This is a genomic window from Bacteroides sp. HPS0048, assembly GCF_964240755.1.
Lineage (GTDB): Bacteria > Bacteroidota > Bacteroidia > Bacteroidales > Bacteroidaceae > Bacteroides > Bacteroides nordii.
In genome coordinates, this window is record NZ_CAXSVC010000011.1 from 91,399 (window position 1) to 115,396 (window position 23,998).

The 23,998-nt window shown below is 43.5% G+C and carries 14 protein-coding genes and 2 pseudogenes; 6 read left to right on the forward strand and 10 right to left on the reverse strand.

Features of this window, described 5'->3' with window-relative positions:
• Position 1 precedes the first annotated feature (1 nt).
• Both kdpF and ACESQI_RS11025 read right to left on the reverse strand, forming a co-directional pair.
• Positions 2-82: a K(+)-transporting ATPase subunit F gene (kdpF, locus tag ACESQI_RS11020; protein ID WP_081504715.1), complete on the reverse strand. Its 81-nt coding sequence runs from the start codon at positions 80-82 to the stop codon at positions 2-4.
• Positions 83-692: 610 nt separating this feature from the next.
• Entirely contained in the window at positions 693-2,036 is a 1,344-nt protein-coding gene (locus ACESQI_RS11025) for a sigma-54-dependent transcriptional regulator (RefSeq protein WP_373126069.1), read from the reverse strand.
• A gap of 266 nt (positions 2,037-2,302) precedes the next feature.
• Between ACESQI_RS11025 and ACESQI_RS11030 the strand changes: the two are divergent.
• The 3 genes and pseudogenes from ACESQI_RS11030 to ACESQI_RS11040 form a co-directional block, all read left to right on the forward strand.
• Positions 2,303-3,961: pseudogene (locus ACESQI_RS11030) on the forward strand (FAD-dependent oxidoreductase); the annotation flags it as partial.
• A gap of 78 nt (positions 3,962-4,039) precedes the next feature.
• Positions 4,040-4,762: pseudogene (locus tag ACESQI_RS11035) on the forward strand (DsrE/DsrF/DrsH-like family protein); the annotation flags it as partial.
• Between the two features lie 16 nt (positions 4,763-4,778).
• Positions 4,779-5,135, forward strand: coding sequence for a MarR family winged helix-turn-helix transcriptional regulator (locus tag ACESQI_RS11040; RefSeq protein WP_278511479.1), 357 nt, complete (start codon positions 4,779-4,781; stop codon positions 5,133-5,135).
• Positions 5,136-5,268: 133 nt separating this feature from the next.
• Here the strand turns inward: ACESQI_RS11040 and ACESQI_RS11045 are convergent, their stop codons facing one another.
• Positions 5,269-6,567, reverse strand: a complete 1,299-nt coding sequence (locus ACESQI_RS11045; RefSeq protein WP_373126072.1) for a S28 family serine protease — start codon at positions 6,565-6,567, stop codon at positions 5,269-5,271.
• 177 nt (positions 6,568-6,744) lie between these two features.
• On the opposite strand from ACESQI_RS11045, the gene ACESQI_RS11050 reads away from it, so the two are divergent.
• Positions 6,745-7,377, forward strand: a complete 633-nt coding sequence (locus ACESQI_RS11050) for a DUF4136 domain-containing protein (RefSeq protein WP_007483825.1) — start codon at positions 6,745-6,747, stop codon at positions 7,375-7,377.
• A gap of 18 nt (positions 7,378-7,395) precedes the next feature.
• Positions 7,396-8,025 carry a porin family protein gene (locus ACESQI_RS11055; protein ID WP_002559122.1) on the forward strand — a complete coding sequence of 210 codons (630 nt, stop codon included), beginning with the start codon at positions 7,396-7,398 and terminating at the stop codon, positions 8,023-8,025.
• 97 nt (positions 8,026-8,122) lie between these two features.
• Here ACESQI_RS11055 and ACESQI_RS11060 read toward each other — a convergent pair whose 3' ends face one another.
• From ACESQI_RS11060 to ACESQI_RS11075, 4 genes are read right to left on the reverse strand one after another with little or no spacing between them, the layout of a single operon-like run.
• The gene (locus ACESQI_RS11060; protein ID WP_373126097.1) at positions 8,123-11,122 is read right to left on the reverse strand and encodes a glycoside hydrolase family 3 N-terminal domain-containing protein; all 3,000 of its coding nucleotides are present in this window, start codon (positions 11,120-11,122) and stop codon (positions 8,123-8,125) included.
• A gap of 14 nt (positions 11,123-11,136) precedes the next feature.
• Positions 11,137-14,151 carry a glycoside hydrolase family 3 N-terminal domain-containing protein gene (locus ACESQI_RS11065; protein WP_373126074.1) on the reverse strand — a complete coding sequence of 1,005 codons (3,015 nt, stop codon included), beginning with the start codon at positions 14,149-14,151 and terminating at the stop codon, positions 11,137-11,139.
• Positions 14,148-14,981: a bifunctional UDP-sugar hydrolase/5'-nucleotidase gene (locus tag ACESQI_RS11070; protein ID WP_373126099.1), complete on the reverse strand. Its 834-nt coding sequence runs from the start codon at positions 14,979-14,981 to the stop codon at positions 14,148-14,150. The genes ACESQI_RS11065 and ACESQI_RS11070 overlap by 4 nt, the downstream gene beginning before the upstream one ends.
• 32 nt (positions 14,982-15,013) lie before the next feature.
• Entirely contained in the window at positions 15,014-15,781 is a 768-nt protein-coding gene (locus tag ACESQI_RS11075; protein WP_002559118.1) for a 5'-nucleotidase C-terminal domain-containing protein, read from the reverse strand.
• A 155-nt stretch (positions 15,782-15,936) separates the two neighbouring features.
• On the opposite strand from ACESQI_RS11075, the gene rplS reads away from it, so the two are divergent.
• Entirely contained in the window at positions 15,937-16,290 is a 354-nt protein-coding gene (gene rplS, locus ACESQI_RS11080) for a 50S ribosomal protein L19 (RefSeq protein ID WP_002559117.1), read from the forward strand.
• 319 nt (positions 16,291-16,609) lie between these two features.
• Here the strand turns inward: rplS and ACESQI_RS11085 are convergent, their stop codons facing one another.
• The 3 genes from ACESQI_RS11085 to ACESQI_RS11095 form a co-directional block, all read right to left on the reverse strand.
• On the reverse strand, positions 16,610-17,917 hold the full coding sequence (locus tag ACESQI_RS11085) for a LamG-like jellyroll fold domain-containing protein (protein WP_002559116.1): 1,308 nt from the start codon (positions 17,915-17,917) through the stop codon (positions 16,610-16,612).
• 520 nt (positions 17,918-18,437) lie between these two features.
• Positions 18,438-22,178 carry a LamG-like jellyroll fold domain-containing protein gene (locus tag ACESQI_RS11090; protein ID WP_373126077.1) on the reverse strand — a complete coding sequence of 1,247 codons (3,741 nt, stop codon included), beginning with the start codon at positions 22,176-22,178 and terminating at the stop codon, positions 18,438-18,440.
• A 42-nt stretch (positions 22,179-22,220) separates the two neighbouring features.
• A complete protein-coding gene (locus ACESQI_RS11095) occupies positions 22,221-23,987 on the reverse strand; it encodes a SusD/RagB family nutrient-binding outer membrane lipoprotein (RefSeq protein WP_002559114.1) in 1,767 nt (588 codons plus the stop codon).
• Positions 23,988-23,998: the final 11 nt, after the last annotated feature.

Here is a 23,998-nt window from a genome sequence, read left to right on the forward strand (position 1 = left end):
ATTAAAATTTTTCCGGTTTGATGAGTACGTACATCAGATAACCGAAGATTGCGATACCTATCACAAATAGTATTGTATACATAAATCTAATTCTCCCTTTCTTTAAATCTTCTCAAACCAATCCACACATTTCCAAAAGAGCCAGAAGCAGGCAAAGCCGCTCAAGAGGCAGAAAATAAATGATACTGTAATTCCCATGTTTTTACCTTGTTTTAATTGTTACTAATAGTTTTTACCTGATTTACGATGTGCCAATTGCGTGCCAAAAGCGGAAAGAAAGTAATAAAACAATAAGTATCAACAGATTATATCACGAAGCATTTAAAAGAAGAAACAGCGCTACCCTTCCATTTTGAAAAGGATTGCACTGTTTTGAAAGAATGGAAAGCGTTGTTCCATTAAAGGGTTCGTCAGGGATGTCGTAGACAAACCTATCGAAGCTCGTAGAGGAGCGTTGTTTTACATGTACATGTAAAGCTGTACGACATGTGCATGTCGTGCTGCTCCACATGTGCATGTCGTGCTGCGTTACATGTACATGTAAAACAACGTTCCCCGGTGAGAAAAACAACGCTCCTCTACGAGATAAGGAAAGTATCCCGGTGAGTAAACACACGAAGAAAGGTGAGAGTGGCATACCCTGCCAACGCAGCCCAATTGGCACATTGGCACATCAACATATTGCCACATTATTATAGTTTATATTCCTCGATTTTACGATACAACGTGGTAAGTCCTATTTTAAGCAGACGGGCCGCTTCTGTTTTGTTCCCTTTGGTATACTCCAACACACGGGCAATATGCCGGCGCTCCATGGCAGATAATTCAAAACTCCCCGGTACAGCCTCGTCAGACAGCTCATAATGGCAATTCTGTATTTCCAGTGGAAGATCGCATACATCCAGGCACTCTCCATCGCATACAATAAGGCTACGCTCTATCACGTTACGCAGTTCGCGTATATTTCCCTTCCACATTTGCTGGCAGAGTGCTGCAAGATATGCCGGAGACATCCCGGTCACCGGATGGGAAAGCTTTTCGGAGAAACTACGCACAAAAGCCTCAGCAAGAATTCTGATATCTCCCGCTCTTTCGCGGAGGGATGGCAAGTGTACCTGGAAAACCGAAAGACGATAGAATAAATCTTCCCGGAAGCGTCCGGCAGCAATTTCCTCCGGTAAATTCCGGTTAGTGGCAGCAATGATCCGGACATTCACCCGGGTGGGTTTCGTATCACCTATCTTTATATATTCGCCGGTTTCGAGAATACGGAGCAACTTAGCCTGTAATTCAAAAGCCATCTCCCCCATTTCATCCAAAAAAATAGTTCCGTTGTTTGCCTCTTCAAAAAGCCCTTTCTTATCTTTCAATGCCCCGGTGAATGATCCGGCCCTATGACCAAACATTTCACTTTCCAGCAAATCTTTGCTGAACGAAGAACAATTGACGGCCACGAAGTTCTGCTTGCCACGCTTACTGTTATAGTGTATAGCTTGTGCAAAAACCTCTTTACCTGTTCCTGTTTCTCCGGTCAATAACACCGGCACATCAGTCACAGAAACCTTCCGGGCCAACTGAACAGCCTCTTTCAACGGTTTCGATTCACCCAGAATAGACTCGAAGGAGTACATCTGCCCCACCTTCTTTTCCAGTTTTTCAAGGCGAACATTCATGCATGCTTTCTCTACAGCCCTGCTGATAAGAGGGATAATCTTATTGTTATCATCTCCTTTGGTGATATAATCGAATGCACCATTCTTGATGGCCTGTACGCCATCCGGGATATTTCCATGAGCTGTCAACAGGATTACCTCCGTATTGGGAGCCGTCTTTTTGATAGTTACTACCAAGTCTACACCATTCCCATCGGGAAGAAATACATCACACAAAGCTACATCGGGGGAGTGAAGCTCCAGTTGTTTTAAAGCCGATTTGCAGTCTCCGGCCTGGCACACTTCATAACCTTCTAATTCCATCATTCGCGCCAACAGGCTGCGAATCTGGGTTTCATCATCGATAATAAGAATCTTACTCATGATTTCATAAGAGCGGTAAAAACAGGGTGCGCAAATATACAGCTTTTCAACAGACTGCCAAAGATTTTGGTATACCATTTGATTTCCATTTTCCTTTCATTTTGAAAGAAACCTCCATCGTTTCGAATGATAAACCAAAAGCCCTCAATGATGTATTATTCGCCCCCGGATACCTAAAATAGACTTTTTTTCCAACCATCGGTGAACTTTATCTATTTCTTTTGCGTTATTATTTCCAAAGGAAACTATTTACAATAAAAAGAAATATGAAGATTATCATCATCGGAGGTGTAGCAGGAGGAGCAACCACTGCCGCCCGAATCAGAAGAATGGACGAGACAGCAGAGATTATTCTCCTTGAAAAAGGAAAGTACATATCCTATGCCAACTGTGGGCTACCCTATTATATAGGAGGGGTAATCGCCGAACGGGAGAAACTCTTTGTGCAAACCCCGGAGGCTTTTTCCGTACGTTTTCGTGTAGACGTACGTACAGAGAACGAGGTCATTTTCATTGACCGGAAAAGAAAGACCGTAACCGTGCGTCTCAGCAGTGAAGACACGTACGAAGAGAGTTACGACAAGCTATTGATCTCTACCGGAGCTACTCCCGTTAAACCTCCATTGCCGGGCATTGACTCTGAGGGAATTTTCACGTTACGCAATGTGAAAGATACGGACCGGATAAAAGAGTATGCCAACCAGCACGCTCCCCGGAGAGCCGTAGTAATCGGTGCCGGATTCATCGGACTGGAAATGGCAGAAAACCTGCATGCACTGGGAGCCAAAGTATCTATTGTAGAGATGGCCAACCAGGTGATGACTCCCATAGACTTCTCTATGGCATCGCTCGTACATCAACACCTGATGGATAAAGGGGTAAACTTGTATCTGGAACAGGCAGTAGCTTCTTTTGAGAAGACAGGCAGAGAGATAAAGGTTGTTTTCAAAGACGGACAATCCATACCCGCAGATATTGTAATACTCTCCATCGGAGTGCGCCCGGAAACAACGCTGGCACGTGCTGCCGGACTGGTTATCGGAGAAGCCGGAGGTATCTCGGTCAATGACTACCTGCAAACTTCGGACGAATCGATTTATGCGATCGGAGATGCCATTGAATATCGCCACCCGATAACCGGAAAACCCTGGTTGAACTATCTCGCCGGTCCTGCCAACAGACAGGGACGTATTGTTGCTGACAATATACTGGGAGCTAAAATCAGTTATGAGGGTGCTATCGGCACTTCTATCGCCAAAGTTTTCGATCTGACCGTAGCTACTACCGGCTTACCGGGCAAACGGTTGAGGCAAGCTGAAATAGCCTATGCTTCTTCTACTACCCACTCGTCTTCGCATGCAAGTTATTATCCGGACGCTACGCAGATGAGTATCAAGATTACATTCGATAAGAAAACAGGAAAACTATACGGTGCACAGATTGTGGGTTATGACGGGGTGGACAAACGCATCGATGAATTTGCCCTGGTCATCAAGCATCAAGGCACCATCTACGACCTGATGAAGCTGGAACAGGCCTATGCTCCTCCTTTCTCATCCGCCAAAGATCCGGTAGCCATTGCCGGTTATGTGGCAGAAGATATCCTGACAGGAACCGTAAAACCGGTTTACTGGCGTGACCTGCGCGACATTCGCCTGGAACATGAGTTTCTGCTGGATGTACGCACACCAGATGAATTCTCTCTGGGTTCATTGCCGGGAGCCATCAACATCCCACTGGACGAGATACGCGACCGCATAGATGAAATACCCAAAGATAAGCCGGTCTATGTGTTCTGCGCTGTAGGGCTGAGAGGTTATCTCGCCTATCGCATACTCGTTCAGCACGGATACGATAAAGTCCGCAATCTGTCCGGCGGATTGAAAATATACAAGGCGGCCACTGCCCCGATCATCAGGAATGAGGGGGGTGATACTCCTGCCAATAGGAAAGAGAGTACAACACCCGTGTCCATTCAGGAAGAACCTGCCGTTCCTTCACGCACCGTTCAGGTAGACGCCTGTGGTATGCAATGCCCCGGCCCTATTCTGAAAATGAAAAAGACAATGGATACGCTTGTACCGGGTGAACGCGTACAAATAACCTCCACTGATCCCGGCTTTGCCCGTGATGCAGCCGCCTGGTGTAACTCCACCGGAAACAAGCTGATATCCAAAGAGAGTGCTGCCGGAAAATCAATCATCGTTATCGAGAAAGAAGAACCCAAGGCTTGTAGCATAGTGACATCCTGTGAAGGTAAAGGAAAAACATTTATCATGTTCAGTGACGATCTTGATAAGGCATTAGCTACCTTTGTACTGGCGAACGGTGCGGCAGCAACCGGACAGAAGGTAACTATATTCTTCACTTTCTGGGGACTGAACGTCATCAAGCGTCTCAGTAAGCCTAAAGTAGAAAAAGATATCTTCGGAAAGATGTTTGGCATGATGCTGCCTTCGAGTTCCCTGAAGCTGAAACTGTCTAAAATGAGCATGGGTGGCATAGGTGGCAAAATGATGCGCTACATTATGCACAGCAAAGGGATCGACTCGCTGGAATCTCTTCGTCGTCAGGCATTGGAAAATGGTGTGGAGTTTATTGCCTGCCAGATGTCAATGGATGTAATGGGCGTGAAGAAAGAAGAGTTGCTGGATGAAGTTACAATTGGCGGCGTAGCCACCTACATGGAACGTGCAGACAATGCTAACATCAACTTGTTTATATAAGTAAGAACATAAGAGTATGAAAACAATATGCATGATGCGCGATCTTTATAAAGCCTTAGCGGAGTTTGAAGCGCAATTCGAAAAAGAATATGACCTGTCACTCAATGAAGCAATGATACTATGTGCCTTACAGGAGGCGAAGGAAGAAATGACTTCTACTGCCCTCTCTGCCCGTACAGGTATGGCTACTTCACACACATCCAAAGTTATCAGAGCAGTGGAAGAGAAGGAATTGATAAAAAGAGCCTTAGGAAAGACAGACAAAAGGCAAATGTATTTCAGCCTGACCCCGAAAGGGAAAGAACGGCTGAAAGAACTCAACCTTGAAAAGGTAGAGGTGCCGGAGAGGCTGAAGGGAGTAATTAGTGAGTAGTGAGTAGCGATTAGTGAGTAGCGGTTTAGTGATTAGTAAGCTGCGCTATCATTCTGCATAGTCAACTGTCAATTGTCAACTGTCAATTGTCAACTAAATAAGCGCAGCTTACTAATCACTAAACCGCTACTCACTAATCACTAATCCACTCCTCTATCTGCGCTATCGCCCGAACCCTCATCGCTTCGGGTAATGTACTGATACGTGCCAGGTGGCTTCCGCCGGACTGCACAAATACATGGACATTCTTTTTCCCTTTCAGCCAGGTGACACCGGCTGCCGTCCATGGGTCATTCTGACCATAGATAAATATCATCTTCGGATCATTCTGTTTCAAGAACTTCACAATCTTCCGTCCCAGACGCTTATCAAATTTCATGTCTCCCAATTCCTCCGGAAGCATCAACCGATGCAGGTAGTTCTTACTGCTTTTGATAGAAAGATATTTCTCAAACGGCTTTATATCATAGCCATAATAGCCCAACTCACGTGCAGCCTGCACAAAGAAGGATACGTTAGGACTGTCCTTTGTGAAATAAGAAGGTTCACTGATCTCCAGAAAATGCCGGAACACTTCATCGTCCGTATCCGTTACGGAAGGAATAGTACTCACTTCTGTCCCCCACTGCCACAACGCAAAGGAATATTCGAGCACACAATAATCATAAATCTCCTCCAACGGTGCACGGAAAACGTATCCCTTTTCAGCACAATACTTCTCAAAACGAGGCAGCAACGTACTTTTACGCTTCAACACTTCCAACTGGAAGTCTTCTATCGTCTTTCTCTCTTCTGCCGTAGATACCTGCCGTAAAAACGGTTCATGCCGTCCATCTTCCACCCCATAACAAAGCGGAGCGACATAGGGTACTGAAACGTCTACATCATCGGGGAAGAATGCACGATACAACAACGATGTCTGTCCTCCTTTACTGATACCGGTACTTATCCACTTCCCGGGATACAACGTTTTAAAAGCGGTAGTCACTGCATGCAAATCTTCTGCAGAGTTCTCAGCAGTCAGATATTTCCAGTCCCGGGGTTGCGGGGTAGACTCCAGAAAATAGCGGTGTTCCACAAATATCATATTGGCATTGAACAGCCGTGATAACTCCTCACGATACCCCGGACGCAACGCATAAGCAGCGCCATACCCTTCGGTAACAATCACCGTTGGACGATCAAACCCGGCATGTGCCACAATGACACGTTGACCAAACGAACCTTTTTCGGGACGACGATGATCCAGTGGCTGTGAGAAATACACGACATATTTTTCAACAAATTCGGTAGTTTCCAATGGCTTCACACTATCCACGGAAGTTATGTTTTCTACTTTTCTTTGTAACGCTGTCTGTGCCGACAAATGGGTGGACAGGACAAAAAGTAAGAAAACCAAAAGTGCTGCGTAGCAGCGGGGTAACGGTTTCATATGTATTCAGTTTTTAATTTCGTACAAAGATAGTCCCTCTTACAAAAAAGTCGGCCCATACTTTAACATTTTAACATTCACCTTTGCGAACCTTTTATAAAAGAAGTTGTTGTTTCTATCAAAAGCCTAAGGTACCAGGGCAGGATTTTTTTATTTAACCTAAACATTATAAAAGATATGAAGAGATTAATTCCTATTTTATTAGCGGTCTTTGCATTCGCTGCTTGCGAAAAAGACCCTGACATGGACAAATTGGACAATGATTATTTGGTGTATACCAACTACGACAAGAAGGCTAACTTCAAAGAGTTCACCACTTACTATTTGCCGGACAAAATTCTTGTAATCAGCGACAAAGAAGAACCAGAATATCTGGAAGGTGAAGCTGCACAAGAAATTCTTGCTGCTTATAAGAGCAATATGGATAACAGAGGCTACACGATGGCTGCTTCTAAAGAAGATGCTGACCTGGGTGTACAGGTAAGTTACATTAAGAGTACCTATTTCTTCACCGATTACGGACAACCAGAATGGTGGTGGGGATATCCAGGATACTGGGGCTCAGGCTACTGGGGTAACTGGGGTGGCGGATGGTATTATCCGTATGCTATAAACTATAGCTACAGTACCAACTCGTTCATTTCTGAAATTGTAAATCTGAATGCACCGGAAGGACCGAAAGAAAAGATTCCTGTTCTGTGGACAAGTTACATGACCGGATTGGTATATTCCAACAGTATGAACAAGGCACTTGCCGTAAAAGGTGTGAACCAGGCATTTGCACAATCACCCTATCTTACTAACAAATAATAAATAATCAGAACCGTTATGAAGACAATAAAATATATTTCATTGAGAGTGCTGGCTATAGCAGCTTTGGCTCTCGTCTTTGCCATGCCGGCAAAGGCACAATTATCAGATAATGGATACGCTAATATCGACTGGCAGTTCAATGTGCCATTGAGCAATGGATTTGCCGATGATGCCAGCGGTTGGGGTATGAACTTTGAAGGTGGTTATTTTGTAACCCCCAATTTGGGTCTCGGACTCTTCCTCAACTATCATAGCAACCATGAATATGTAGGTCGCGAAACTTTCCCGGTAAACGGCGGTAGTATGACCAGCGATCAGCAACATACTATTTTCCAGATGCCTTTTGGTGCTGCTGCACGTTATCAGTTCAACCGTGGCGGAGCATGGCAACCTTACGTTGGTGTGAAACTGGGTACTGAATATGCAAAAGTACGTTCTAACTATAATGTCTTTGAATCCAGAGATGAAAACTGGGGATTCTACGTTTCACCGGAAGTCGGGTTAAACGTTTACCCATGGGCTTACGGTCCGGGTTTACACCTTGCACTGTATTATAGTTATGGAACAAACAAAGCTGATAAGGTATTGACTTATAGCGTTGACAAACTGAACAACTTCGGTTTTCGCGTCGGTCTTTCCTTCTAAAACAGAAGAAATAGTGATTAGTGAGTAGTGATTAGTGATTAGTGGCATGCGCTGTGAGTGCGCAGCCTGCTAATCACTAATCACTACTCACTAATCACTATTTTAACGCCTCATACATCGCTTCCTGTATTTGTCCACGTATGTCCAATTGCATCAACTTACGGTTTGTGGCATCAGGATACGTACGATTACTGAGAAAGACATATACTAAATCATTTTCCGGGTCCACCCAGGCACATGTTCCTGTAAATCCGGTATGACCGTAAACAGAGGCAGGAGCCGATTCGGAACAAGGACTCTTGTCGGGTGATTTTGCATCCGGCTTGTCAAACCCTAATCCACGACGGCTGATTTTGGATATTTCCGTAGTAAACAACTGACACGTTTCGTTACTCAGATAACGACGTCCGTTCAACTCTCCTCCATTCAACAGCATCTGATAGATAGAAGCTACTTCACGGGCATTTGAAAACAATCCTGCATTTCCGGAAACACCTCCCTGGAAAGCTGCGGATTCATCGTGCACAAATCCTTGCAACACACATTTACGAAGGAATTTATCATTGGCAGAAGGCACAATCTGAACTTTCGGGATCCGCTGTAAAGGAAGATATAAAGTACGCTCCAATCCCATCGGTTCGTAAAATTCACGTGTCAGGTATTCATCCATAGGCATACCAGCCAACTGTTCGGCCAAGAAACAAAGAAGAATAAACCCAACATCACTGTAACGGTACTGCTTCGCCCCCAAAGGAGCTTCAATAATCTTCTCTTGTATCACTTTTATAAACGACTTATTGAGCCAGAGGCTATCGCATATCTGCAAAGTGTAATTGGCATTCCGGGTTCGGGACAGTGTCTCCGGCTTGAAATGAAAGTTCGGATTGGCCCAGGTGGTAGCTCCCAATCGTAACGGATGTAACGCATCTTTACGGGCGGAGAACAGACGGCCTTTATAACTCTCCTTATCAATAGCCTCCGGATAGAGTACAATTCCGGCAGGCAATCCGGACTGATGTAACAACAGCTCACGAATGGTCATATCTTTCTTATTTGTGCGTTGCAGCCACGGCAGGTAGTCAGATAGTTTATCGGAAAGGTTAAAACGACCCCTATCATACAATTTCATTAAAGCCAGCAGTGTTCCGGTCGTTTTAGAAAGAGAAGCCAGATCGTACAAATCTGTAGGCCGTACTAATGCACTTCCTTTGCCTGCATGGGTTCCAAAAGCGTGGTCGTACATTGTCTTTCCGTCTTTCAGAATCACAATCTGACATCCGGGATAAGCTCCTTCCTGAATGCCCCGTTTAGCGATGGAATCAATACGCCTCAAGGCAACGGAAGACATTCCATACTCTTCCGGATTGAAATGCGTCGGCGTATGCGGAGTAATTGTAACTCCGGCACCGGTTGGAAACAGCCCTCCTAAGCTGGCAGAAAGTCGTCCATCGGCAGAAGCACGGGCGAAGAGTACATCAGCAACCTGTTGCTGTACATCGTGACCGGCAGAATGTGCCAACACTACAGATTGGGCGGCTGACACGGCACGATGTATCTGTAGCATCATCTTTCCGGGAGTGAAAAAGATATAGATTGCCGGAGCCGCTTTTTTATCAGCTGCCAAGGCAGCAAAAAAAGGTTGAAAAGGTGCCAACCGCTGTTCGGCAACAGCTACAATAACACGGCGATACTTCGAGAGAGAATCTCTCAAAGCCTTTCCCTGTGCCTCCGTCATCTCCTTACGAAGACGAAAGCGCACAAGGGAGGTATGTTTCTCCAACTGTTTGGCAAAAACATCCGTCTCTCCCACATCGCCTACCTCCAGCAGAGCCATAGGTGGCATTTCTTTGTCGGAATGAAGAGGAAGAATATTACCTTTATTATTCAGTACTGTTATAGCAGCCAGGTTCAAACGCCGGATAAGGTCACGCGTCTGAGGTGTATTAATACGACTCCCCAATCCGGAGAGTTGAATGGCCGGTTTTCTCTTTAAACCAAGTACGTATTTATAAGTAAGTACCTTCCGGCATTTACGATCTATATCTTCACGGGATAGCTCACCACGATCCACAGCCTCAATGACTGCCGCAACCTCTGTTTTCAGATTTCTCGGAGCAAGTACCATATCATTACCTGCCTTCAAAGCCTGCAAACTGACACTGGCATTACCGGATACCCCTCTCATTGCAAGGGCATCGGTAAAGATAAGACCTTTGAAGGCCAACTCTTCCGTCAGCAAACCGTACACCACATTGCGCGAAAGAGAAGAAGGCAACCCTCCCAAAGGCTCGATAACAGGTACTTGGAGATGCCCTACCATCATCCCGCTCAATCCGGCACGTATGGCTTCTTTGAAAGGATACAACTCCACGCTGTCCAATCGTTCGCGAGTGAAGGGCAGTACAGGCAATGCCTTATGAGAATCGACGTCCGTATCTCCATGTCCCGGAAAGTGTTTACAAACAGAAAGCACTCCTCCTCCTTCCAGTCCGGTGGCATACGCAATCACTTTATCAGCCACACGTACGGGATCTTCACCAAAAGAACGATTGTTGATAACCGGATTTTTAGGATTGACATTCACATCGGCCACGGGAGCAAAGTTAACCTGCACTCCCAGTTCACGGCATTGACGAGCCATCTCACGACCGTATTCATAGATAAGACGATTGTCTTGTATGCACCCTAACACCATATTACGTGGGAAAAGCGGCGTACCGCGAAGGCGCATCGCAAGTCCCCATTCACCATCAAAAGTAATCATCAACGGCAAACGTGCCATTCGTTGCGCCTGATTGGTGAGGATGGCCTGTGTCTGCATCTTACCACCGGAAAACAAAAGTCCTCCTACTTTATAAGTATCCACAGCATCACGTAGTAACGCCTGATTGTGTTTTGTATCGACCGGAGCAATGGTATAAATAAAAAGCTGACCGATCTTCTCTTTCAGACTCAGACGGTTCATCACCGAATCGACCCATTGCCGGCAACGCGCATCTTGTTCCGCTTTATAAAGCAGGAGAGGTTGTACATCGTTCTGTCCATATATTGCTTTTCCGAAACATAAAAACAGAAGAATTATCAGGTATTTTCTCATATTCATCATTGGCATCATTCATTATCGCCCGACAAACCTTTGGTATCCGGCAAAGAATCATAAATGGCTTGCTGTATGTTCTGGCGTATCTTCATATTGTTAAGTTTAGCATTCCACTGATCAGGGCAAACACGGTTACTCAGAAAAACGTAGATCAATCGTTCTTCGGGATCTACCCAGACACAAGTACCCGTAGAACCGGTATGTCCATAAACCCGAGCAGGCGTTCCGGGAGCACAACTACTGGCTTTCACATCCCGGTAGTTCGGTTTATCAAAACCCAATCCGCGATGGCTGAGAACGGATGTGTATGTGGTAAACAGGCGAACGGTAGCCCCATCCAGATAACGATGTCCTTTCCACTCTCCATCATTGAGCAACATCTGATATACAGCTGCCACCTCTCCGGCTGTGGAGAATAATCCTGCATTACCGGCAATACCACCCAGGCAAGCAGCCGTTTCATCCTGCACGTAACCGCAAAGGTCTTGCCTCCGCAGGTAATCGTTGGCAGCTGTTGGCATCACTTCCGATCGATCATAGTGAGTAAGCGGTGTGAACAAGGTACGTTCCAATCCCATCGGACGATAGAATTCCTTATTCAGAAACTCATTCATAGGCTGTTTGGTTATTGCCTCAACCACTTGCTGGAGTACTACGAAACCGACATCACTATATACATAGCGTTTCTGTCCCATCTCCGAACGGGCTATTGATTGCAAAACCGTACTCTTAAATGCTTTATTCAGCCACATACCTTCTGCCATATGCAACGTATGCGTTGGCGTCTGCTTCGGAGATATTAACCCTTTCTTAAACTTAAAGTCCGAACAGGCGTAAGTATATTCTCCGATACGTGTGTGGTGCCACTCGTCTACGAATCCTTGCGTGAAAGGCCCCGTAACTGTATTCTCATCTATTGCCTCCCGATAGAAACGGATATAAGGCAACAATCCGGACTCATGTAACAAAAGATCACAAATCGTTATATTCTTTTTATTGGATGATCGCAACCAGGGTAACCAGGCAGATGCCTTGTCTGTAAGTTTCAGTTTTCCCTGATCATAAAGTTTCATCACAGCGAGTAAAGTTGCGGTGGTCTTAGTCAGTGAAGCAAGGTCAAAAAGATCAGTGGGGCGCACCGCAGTCTTATCGGTATCAGAATGACTGCCAAAGCAACGATTATAAACAGGAATACCATCTTTCATCACCACCACCTGACAACCCGGGAAAGCTCCGGCAGCTAATCCTGCATTGACAAGCGAATCAACACGATGCAACCTGTATCCTTTCATACCGCAATCTTCGGGCTGTACCACAGGCTTCATTCCCGGAACAATATCACTCCCCTCACCTATTGCAAACAGATGCCCGATACGCATAGACAACCGTCCCCCGGCAGGAGCTTTGGCAAAACAAACGTCTGCAACATGTCGCTGAAGATCTTCCTCAGACGAGTGCGCTAAAACAACAGTAGCGGTACGTTCCAACATCGTCCGGATTGGAAACATCGCCCGGTAAGAAGTGAAAAAGACACAGGTAACAGGTACCTGTAAATCCAATGTATTCAGAAGTGGGGCACATGCAGCCAATTCTTCTTTCTCCATCGTAACAGAGATAACGACACGACGAAAACGTTTCAAATCATTAGTGATCCGGTACCACTCTTCCTCTGTCATGTCTTTTGTGATCCGAAAACATTCCACCGGCGATGTATACTGAACAAAGCGGTCGATAAAGGGTTGATCGGACTTTTCCCTACCTACACACAGAATGGCCGTAGACTGATCGGCCGGCAAAGGTATTGTACTAAAATTATTGCGTAATACGGTCACTCCCGCAAAGCGCAACTTGCTCGCAAGCGCTTGTGCTTCGACTGTATGAATGCGCCCATTCAATCCATCTGCAGAGATTCTGTTTTCTTGATCCAATCCTAACAGATACTTATAAGTTAATATCTTACGGCATTTGGCTTCCACCTCATCCACACTTAAATCTCCCCGGTCAATAGCTGCCATCACCGTCTCAAGTGCTTGTTCTATATCCCTGCCCACAAGCACCATATCATTGCCCGCCCGTAGCGCTTTGGCTGTAACATCACGCTCACCGGATACGGCTTTCATTGCCAACGCATCAGTAAACACCAATCCGCGAAAGCCTAACTCTCCTTTTAAAACATCTGTCACGACACTTCGTGACAAAGAAGCAGCAGTCAACCTGTCCGGTTCCAATTCCGGTACGCGCAGGTGCCCCACCATGATACCTCCCAATCCGGCACGAATCACCTCACGAAAAGGTAACAACTCAATGCTATCCAACCGGGCACGGTTATAGTACACGGTTGGCAATGCTTTATGAGAATCTACATCCGTATCCCCATGCCCCGGAAAATGCTTACTGACAGACAGTATACCACCACTTTCCAGACCACGGGCATAAGCTAATACCCGTTCGGCTACAGTCTTCGGATCACCTCCAAACGAGCGTATGTTAATTACCGGATTCTCCGGGTTGGTATTCACATCTGCATCCGGAGCAAAATTGACGTGGACACCTAACTCGCGGAGTTCACGGGCTACCTCATGTCCATATTCTTCTATCAGTGAATTGTTTGTTATACAGCCCAATGCTGCGTTTTTAGGAAAAAGAGGTGTATCCTGCAATCGCATGGTAAGCCCCCATTCCCCATCAAAGGTTATCATTAGAGGAATCTCTGTTTCCTGCTGTGCAAGGTTAGTCAGTCTCACCTGCCCGCCGGCTTCTCCACCGGAAAAGAGTAATCCGCCTACTTTATATTTCTTTGCCAGCCGGCGTACCAGCTTTTCGTTCTTTTTGCTCCATTCCGGACTTAGTGTATAAACAAATGTCTGACCGACCTTTTCCTTCAGACTCATCCCCGAAAGCATCTTGTCCACCCACTCCCGGCATGCATCGTCTTCCTGCCGGGGAAGCAAACAGGGTACTTGTTGTGCCATCAGAGGCGCTACCGCTACCAACCACACAACAAGTATACATATCATTTTCCTCATCGTTCAAATGTCAAATCTATCTTCCCCACAAAAACACCGTTTTTACCTGTATGAGATACAGGTACACTCTCTCCATCCAGATTCACAAAAAAAGCCGGTTCCTGCATGAAAGTATGTGAATGCCCACCCAGTACCACATCAATATTGCGGGTTTGATGCACCAACATTTCATCTTCTTTTATTCCCATATGCGAAAGACAGACAACGGCATCACATCCTTCTACTTCTTTCAATTTGGCAGCAATTTCATTGGCTACGGCCACAGGATCCTGAAAGGTTACTCCTTCGTATTTATCCGCCTGCACCAGTCCTTCCATTTTTGCACCAAGGCCAAATACACCTATCTTCAAACCATCACGTTCCAATATAACATATGGTTTTACAAGCCCTTCAAGCACTGTTCCTTCCACACCATAATTGGCACATACTATCGGAAAATCTGCCATTTTGAACAAACGCGCCATATTCTCCAACCCAAAGTCGAACTCATGATTGCCAATGGTGGCAGCGTCGTACTTCATGAGATTCAACATTTCTACTTCTACTTCACCTTTAAAAAGATTGTAATAAGGGGTACCCTGCGAAAAGTCTCCACAGTCGAACACCAATACATTCGGATTGTCTTTACGAAACTGGTCAAGCATGGTGGCACGACGTACAAATCCACCCATTCCGGCATATTTATCGGCTGCATGTATATCTATCGGCTCTATGCGACTGTGGGTATCACTGGTTTGCAACAAAGTGAGTGTTTTAGTCTGTTGCGCAAATCCCGGAAGAAACACACACAGGAAAAACAATATAGTGACTGATATCTGATATCTTTTCATCTTCTCATAATTTGGTAGTTCGTTATTCATAATTATTTCACCGTAATTCTTCCTTCCATACGTGAAGTGATCTTTTTACCGGCTTTAGTCTGCTGCTCTACATAGTTCATAAACAGCCCACGTAGAGTAGCACCGGGAGGACAGTCTCTTTTTTCAGCCTTTGCCAACGGTCCCATTCCGTCATTCCCATCTGCCAGATAGTCAATAGTAGCTACCGTATACAGTTTATTATCATCGATTGGCTTACCACCAATAGTACCATCAAGTAATTTACCGTCTTTAGTGATTTCAAGACGTACTCCACTTACTCCTTCACCTTTACAGGCCGCTATGGCCGCAAACAATTCTTTCAATACGCTTCCCTTTAGCGTCACTACACACAAAGAATTCTCAAAAGGCAATATCTCATAAATATTTCCACAGGTTATCTCTCCTTCAGAAAGAATATTCCGCAAACCACCCATATTCATCAGACCCATATCGGCAGGTTTACCCAAAACTTGGGTAGCAGCCCCTTTCAGCACATCCGCTACCAGATTGGATAGCAAACTTTCCGGTCCTCCCTTTTCCATTGTCATTTCGCTTGTACCTACTACACGATACATCATGCTGTCTACCGATGCCTTGTAAGGGGCTAACAGCGCCACAGCCTCTGCATCAGGATGGGTATCCCAGACCGAATCAATTGTAATCATACTTCCTTCGGTATTCACCAGTTTATAAGGTGACTGACATGAAGAAAGCATCAGGAGTGCCATCAGAGCCACTCCGGAAAAGAGCTTTTCATAAGTTTGTTTCATATCTTGTTTTTTTAATCGTGCTACAAATATAGATAAAAATGTTGGTAGTGTGCTAAATAATTCGTTACTTTGCACCGCTTTCGCGCAATCGCTGTCAGGAGAGAGTTGCCTGATATGTTGCGTTGTAACGATAAAACAATTTAATAACAAGAACAATGGATTTCATTAAAATTGCAGAAGAAGCATTTGCTACCGGTAAACAACACCCAAGCTTCAAAGCAGGTGACACAGTAACTGTAGCATATCGTATTATCGAAGGTAACAAAGAACGTGTGCAGTTGTACCGTGGTGTTGTTATCAAAATCTCCGGTCACGGAGACAAGAAACGTTTTACAGTACGTAAAATGTCAGGAACTATAGGTGTAGAAAGAATTTTCCCGATTGAGTCACCGGCTATCGATAGCATTGAAGTGAACAAGATAGGTAAAGTTCGTCGCGCTAAACTGTATTATCTGCGTGCACTTACCGGTAAAAAAGCAAGAATCAAAGAAAAAAGAGTTAACGGTTAATTCCGAGACCCTTCGATTCGAGATAAAAAAGAGAGAATTCCACAAGGAATTTTCTCTTTTTTATTGTAGCATTTATCAGGAAATATCCAAATGAACCGATTCTAAATCAGATAGAGATTTTTGTTTGCATTATTATTAACATTCCTGACGAACCTATTTAAAACATAGTAAAAGTACGTATTTTTAAGCAACAAAAATACGTACTTAACACACTGTTAATATGCATATTAACGATGCATTAAATACGTACTTTAAATTGGTATATATACGGTTGAAAGGACTATTACTCAATATATGAATCTTTCAAAAATAATGTAGCTTATCTTTTAATAAACTTCACTGTTTTGACCATATTCCCGATAGATACTTTTGCCAGATAATAACCATCTGCCAGGCCCGAAATATTTGTTTCCGGTACAGCCGAGGTTCTAACGTAATTTCCGGTAATATCGTAAATATCAAGTTTATCTCCTGCATTCATTCCATCAACATAAAGCATACCTGATTCGTAACGAACAACAATTGCTTCTATTGAAGTACCGTTAATAGAAGTGGGCTTAGCAAAGGATACTGTAATAACCATATCTTCAGTTACAGTATAAGTACTTCCCGTAAGTGGTGTATCGTTTACCTTCAGATAAGCCAGCACATATCCAGAAGCCGGAGTAGCCGTAATGGTAAGTTCCGTTCCTTCTTCAATTTGGTTTGCGCCACTCACTAATGGCGTACTTCCATTCATTACAGTCAATGTTCCGTTGGCTACTTCCGCCGGTAGTGTAACAGTATGTTTTATAGTAGCAGCCGGACGTCCTTCCACAAAAGTCACAGCAGTTGTAGCTGCATTTACAGAAGTATACCATCCCCGGTTCGTAACAGTTAGTTCCGAGTATTCTGCATTACATGCTCCACCAGTTCCTTTATTACTAAAAACGCCATTGGCTTCTGTTCCGTCAAAACTGTAACGACAAATCAAGTCATCTGGAGTATTGCTTTGCTCCATAGAACTTTTAATTTCTTCAGCCGAAAGAACTTTATTCCAAAGTTGAATTTCACTTACTGCACCTTCGAATCCCTGATTTCCAATAAAAAACACAGAAGCATCGGGTAATAATCCGGCTCCCTGATTGCCTTTAAATTTATCTTCTGCAACTAAAATTCCGTTTTTGTACAAGGATATTTTATTATTAATATTACTAATAACTATAGTTACAAATGCCCATTCGCCAACAGAAATAGTTTCGTCCGTCACTTTTGTAATAGCATCTTCGTCAGGGAAACCGCCATCATTCTTTGTTCTGCTAAAAAGCTCGAGCTTTCCGTCCTTGAATCTGACGCAGAAGCTGGGCGCCGGTGTCCAGTGTTCAGCTTGAACGAGTCCCATAATATGCCCACTCTGATTAATTGGTTTTACCCATGCAGACATAGTAAATTCACGCGTACGGTTATCGTTGTCTGAAGAACCGACTACATGTTCTCCCAAAAGTTTATCATCAAAGCGAATTGCATAAGAAGTACCGGAACCATTAGACAAACTTGTAGGTTCTATTTTAACTGCATTTTCACTTGCTCCCATTTGTAGGAAAGGAAAGCACATCGCCAATAAAAAGAATAGAAAATGTTTTCTCATAATAACTAATTTTTTAAAATTAAACAAAATACTGCTTGTATCTATAAAGCAGATAAAAAGAAAGTATCCCTAGTAAAAAAGTTTTTTTTCATTCTTCTATTTTAAGCTTAAAATCATAAAAGTCTATCTAAAGTCAAACATTTAAGCAAATTCTTAATTAAGATTATATCCACAATTACAATAGCTCGTTAAATTCAAAGATTAACAGATAATAAATAAGAGCAATCGCTACGCAACGTATTTCTCATGCTGAACCAAGGATATACTCGTGTAAGCTCAGAAAGTACAGGGAAAACAATATCAGCATTGGGCCATGAATTGCAACGAACAGGTGACTGCAAAAAAGAGATTTAAAGTCAAAAAAAATAAAGAGTAAAATCTATTTTAAAATAGATCTTACCCTTTATCTTCACGAGAAAGAAAAGTACTTACCAAACACCACTATATAAAATCAGATAAATCTCTGAATAACTTTTTTTATAAGAGCATTAAAGTTACTTCTTTTACGTTTTCATCTATATTATTTCTTAACAAGCTTAAGAGTTCTATACAACTTTCCGTCTTTCATAACCTGAAGTAAGTACATTCCCTGACCTCCTTCTACAGATACATTGACTATTTCTCCTTCATTCGCTTTCAGAACAATAGATTTGATCTGGTTCCCCTTTACATCCAGAATATTAACAGAATATTCACCACTTTCAAGGAACTTCATATTTACCGATTCTACAAACGGATTAGGATAAACAGACAAGCCGAGTTCTGCATCAAACTTATCGATTCCTGTTCCTCCCTGCACAATTGTGATATATTCAGCCAAGTTTTCAGAATCTTTTCCCCACAAGTTAGAAATCATTAGTCCAGCATTGAATGTACCAGCTGTTTTATAGGTAACTTTCAACTCTTTTCCATTTGTTTCTGCTGGTAAGGTAGCTCCTGCAAGATTCCATTCTGGGGCAGTCTTTATTTCAAGAGATCCCGGAATACCCGGATAACCGATATGCTGATTGTCCGCTGCTTTTTGAACATAAGAAGCACTGGACGTACCTTCGCCGCCACTACCTTCCATCACAACGATTTTTCCTTTTAGATCTCCACCTTTTCCAAGATTTGCAAAAGTTTCATCTTCCGCTTTATTTTCGAAAGTATAATAAGCTATCAAACCCTCAGGAGCATCTTCATAACCATTCATACAGGCAAGCACCTCTTCATCTGTCAAAGCTTTGTTCCACACCTGTACTTCATCGATCCAGCCATTAAACCCTGATTTGTAAACGCCACCACCACCGAAGAATATATTCGCAACTGCAGTTTTATCGATACGGCTGTCAGATGAGTTCTCACGACGAGTAGATGCATTGAAAGTGGTTTCAGCCAGTTTTTTTCCGTTCAGATACATCTTTTGCAATTTATTTTCCTGTGTCACAACCAAATGGTTCCATACATTAGGCGTAATACTATAGCCGGTGGACATCATATCCTCATTCGGGCTGTCATGAGCAGTCCATCCCATAGTATTGAATGAAACTTCATTTGCAGCATGCTTTCCCCATTCCGGGCGTATAGTCACCCAAAGATCTCCCCAATTGTTATGGGGCCAGCTATCGGCAATCGTATTTTTATTGATCAGATTTGTTCCCTGCTTGTCATGCGAATACGACTCTACTTTAAACCATACGGCATAAGAATAAGTCATTGTGGTCTGTGCTTCTCCCGGTACCATAAACATGTTGGGATCTACGATTTTCAATCCACGTGAAACCCGTCCTTCTCCGTCTTTCGAAGTATAACTGAATTTTACTTCTTTGTCTGTTTCGGCTTTCTGTATATCAGAAGCAAATGTAAGGATCTGCGGCATAGCTCCTGTAGATTCGGGCGTAATTTGCACGAACCCTCTGGTAATGGATTCATCTCCTTCGCTATTAGTAATATACAAATCATACAATCCTACTTTCGCAATGGATAGTTCCAATTCGGATGCATTGGAAACACTACCCATACTTGTGCCGGTCAACGGGTCTTTAACTTCCCACTTCTGAGCCGGTTTTTGCATGGTATCTTCAAATTTGATAACAAATGATTCATTCGGCTTGATGACAGGCTTATTAATAATAAGTTTGCTCGAAGGTTCATTATAAGGAATTTCCTGGTATTCAGTCCATGCAATAGCAGAGCCATTTTTTCCATCAGGCGATACGGCACGAACTCCAAAACGTCCTTCACGCCCTTCCATACCCGGTACTACCGGCGCATCAATTACATAAGCTGCCCATGAAGGAGTAGCAGTCAACAGTTGTTCAGCTTGTCCTTGCTGTTGGAAATAAATTTCGTAATACCATGTTCCTACTTCGTCATTATAGGTTTTTACACCACCTGCCTCTTCACGGCTTGCATAACGTACTTTGAAGTCCAGAGCATTGTAACGTCCACGTAGAATCTCTACTTCCTTGATATCCGGTTTCACCGTTGTAAATGTCTGTCCCGGATTAATGACAGACAGTTCACCAACCAACATAGCGTAATCTTCAGGTGTATTTTCAACACTGATACCCAACATAGCCACTACATCGTTGGCCTGCAAACCCAAGTCAGATAATTTAGCGGTAAACGTTGTCCACTCTCCCTGATTAGCTGCTGCCGGTATGCTAATCTCTTTGTATTGATTGAGAGCATCTCCTTTTGCAACGAAAAGTTTAGCATTCGTACCGGTTCCATTCAATGTCTTGTAAGTAATGGAAATCGTATAATCCGGCTGTATATCGAATTTTGTCTTGAAGAGTTTCACACGTGAAAATTCCGTTTTACCGTGAAGTTTCATACAAGATCCTCCGAACCATGCATCTTCAAATACAAGATCTGCCTTGACCAAACCTTCAACATTTTCTGTTGTTACCACATCCTGACGGTCGGTTATCCACCATCTCCATGTAGGCAGGAAGTCTTGCATACCTAAATTGTACCATTTATGATCGAAAACAGTCTTGCCTTCTTTCTTAAATGTTAATCCGTTACCCAAACTAAAGCGGGTCACAAAAGGAAGCTGCTGAAGAGTGGATTTTGCAGAGATGAATGTAGCCAGACCATGAAATGTTTTCAGATCAGAGTTTGCCAAAGTGGCATCTTCGCGAACAGAAGGTAATAATCCCGGATTGCGGTATCCTCCGGAGAAAGTCAGTTCCTGCTTCTGCAGATAGGCTTTCTGAATAGCAATGTCGGAGGTACCGTCATCTGTTGCACTCTGATGTAGCAGACTTTGAGCATGAGCCCCCCAGAAACCGATAGAGATTTTATTATTTAATAGAGCTTTCCAAGGAGCTTTATAAGCTCTTCCCTGAATGTCGAATCCTGCATAATAATCATAACTGTTACGGTTCAACTTTTCAGCATAAGCCACGGAGTTTTTCAAAAGTCCATCAGACCAGTTATAATTGGCAAACATCATATCGGTCACAACTTTTTCACCATTTCCAAACATTTTTTCATTGTGCGATCCTAACCCCCTGTCAAATTGATAGCTTCCACCTTCATTTGTTCCGTCATACCAATGAAGTTGAAAATCCCAACCAATCTCTTTGGCTTTTACATGACAATCGGCAAAGAAATCAATGATATCACTCATAAAACCGGTAGTAGACCTAAATTCGGAATTACACCCGAGACCGTCTATCCCATAATATTTCATGATTTCTACCAACTTCCTTGAATTTTTAAACGTATCATCATCATTCCTTTCAATTAGTTTGCGGAAGTTTCTGGAGTTATCATCGGTACCATATGGGCTCAGATAGGCAGCAAACGGTACAGACAATACACAGCCCACTTTCACTCCGTTTTTGTGTGCGGCATCGGTCATGCCGGCACTGACACGCACCCAGGGAGCCGTCCAGTTGCCATGAATATCAAGGTATGACCACATACTGAAATTATCTCCTTCAAGGCAATAACGGGGAAGTGCTTTCCACTTTGTGCTGGGATCGTCCAATGGCACCCACAGGCACATCTTACGTCCCGGGTCTACGTTCTGATGGATGCGATAATCTCCCTCATCGATACGAGCTAACGGACGTACGCGAGAAATATAAAACTGTTCATCCATTTCCGTAACCTCTCCAGGAGGTATCCCTATCTCCCAGGCATCGAAAATGCTATGCATACTAACGGTAACATCCTTGATATCCAACGGATGTTCCGGTGTGCGTTGTGCCCAAACAGAGGTTGTGGTGCACAATGCTAAAGCTAACATGGTGGTTAGTTTTTTCATAATACTTAGTTTTTAATGAATATAAAATTTTAATAAAGGATTTTAAAAATTAGGAGCTTCCGTATCCCACCAAAGGCGGGTAGCCTGTTTGTCTTCTCCTCCCAGCGCATCAAGGCCACTTGTAATAATGTCCTGCTGTACGGCTTCATTTTCCGTACCGGGGAAAGGCATTCTTCTGATCAAGTCTCCTTGTTGCAGGCTTCCGTCTCCATCTTCCACGTTGAGTACCGGAAAAATCTTAGGATAGCCCGTACGACGCATATCACTCCATCCTTCAAACGAATACGGGAAATTGGCTATGTATTTTTGGGTGATAATTTTTTCCAGTTTTGTTTCCAGATCGTCCCCTTCATTCCATTTTACACCAATCCGGGTGACACTTTCAATATCGTTGTTCGAATCCATGGGATCTTCATATTTGTATTTCACCGCATTTTCCAATCCCATGTATTTGTCTACTATACTATTATATTCCATATCGTAACCCAAATCACCTGCAAACGCATTCCGTATACCCGCCTCATAAAATGATTTTGCTGTACCTCCCATATTCCATTGACGTAATGCACCTTCAGCTCTCAGAAACTGTACTTCGGAAAGTTTCATCAATCCCAACATACTATTTTGGATAGCATTGCCAGACACACGCGAAAAAGCGGTTCGTGGATTAGCTTCGCTACTCTGACCAGCCAGCATACGTATACCAGCCCGTAAACCAACGATTTTACTTCCCGCTGTCAGTACTTTATCAGGATTTTTATTGTCTACCAGGCTGCTTGAGTTGGGAAGGCATATGAAATCCAAATAAGGATGTTCAAGGCTTCTTAACATGCTTTCAAACGATGCATTCAGTCGTGAGTCATTCCACGTTTCTGATATCATAGCAAGCGGATGTTCAAAACCTACTTTATTGGCCGACAAACCGACTTGTTGATTCTCATTCTCTATAACACCGGCCTGAACAGCCTCCTCTGCCCACTGTTTTGCTTTTTGAGGAAGAATCTTAACTACCCGCATGGCTATACGAAGCTTCAGCGAGTTAGCAAAACGCATCCATGTATCTATTTTCTGATCGGTCAACAGGTCATAGTCTCTCAGCAATCTGTTCACTCTCGTTTTATACCATTCCGGACGCGATTCATAACTACGGAAACAAGCGGAAATTGTATCAATGTTATCTACAATCGTATAATAAATATCTTGTAGCGGAGTATAAGTATATGGATGCTCTTGCTTATTCTCCTTATAATTTATATAAGGAAACGGTCCGTATATATCGGCTATTTCCTGAGAAGCATAATTGTAAAGAAGCAGGCTGATAGCTTTCATTTCCGGAATAGAGTCTATATCCGGATGATTCATAAGAGGTGCCAATCCGTTTTTAACTGTCAGGAATGAGCCGTTGGAAGCACTATTGAAAGCTTCACTGTTGTAATAAGTAGACACCATGCGTCCGTCAAAATTTTGAGGAAGACAGAAATAACCGGCATAATTATCAACAGTCAGATTGAACTGGAACTGGTAAGCATGAGCTCCGGGAGGATTTCCATCTTTACCTCCGCGCATGGCAAACTCACAGGTCAGCATAGTTCCGAATGGTTGTTTCAGTTTGGTAAGCGCCTGGGTGAAACCTTCTTCACTGATTTCTCTATGATAATCTATTTTATCAGCGGCACCGTAGTGTATCTCAGGATCACCTACTTCTTGCAACCCTGTATTTTCTGCCCCGGGAACATCGAAGTCAAAACATGATTGTAAACCGATCATGCAAATGGCCAAGCAAAAATAGTTTATAAATATCGTTTTCATGATTGTTTCTA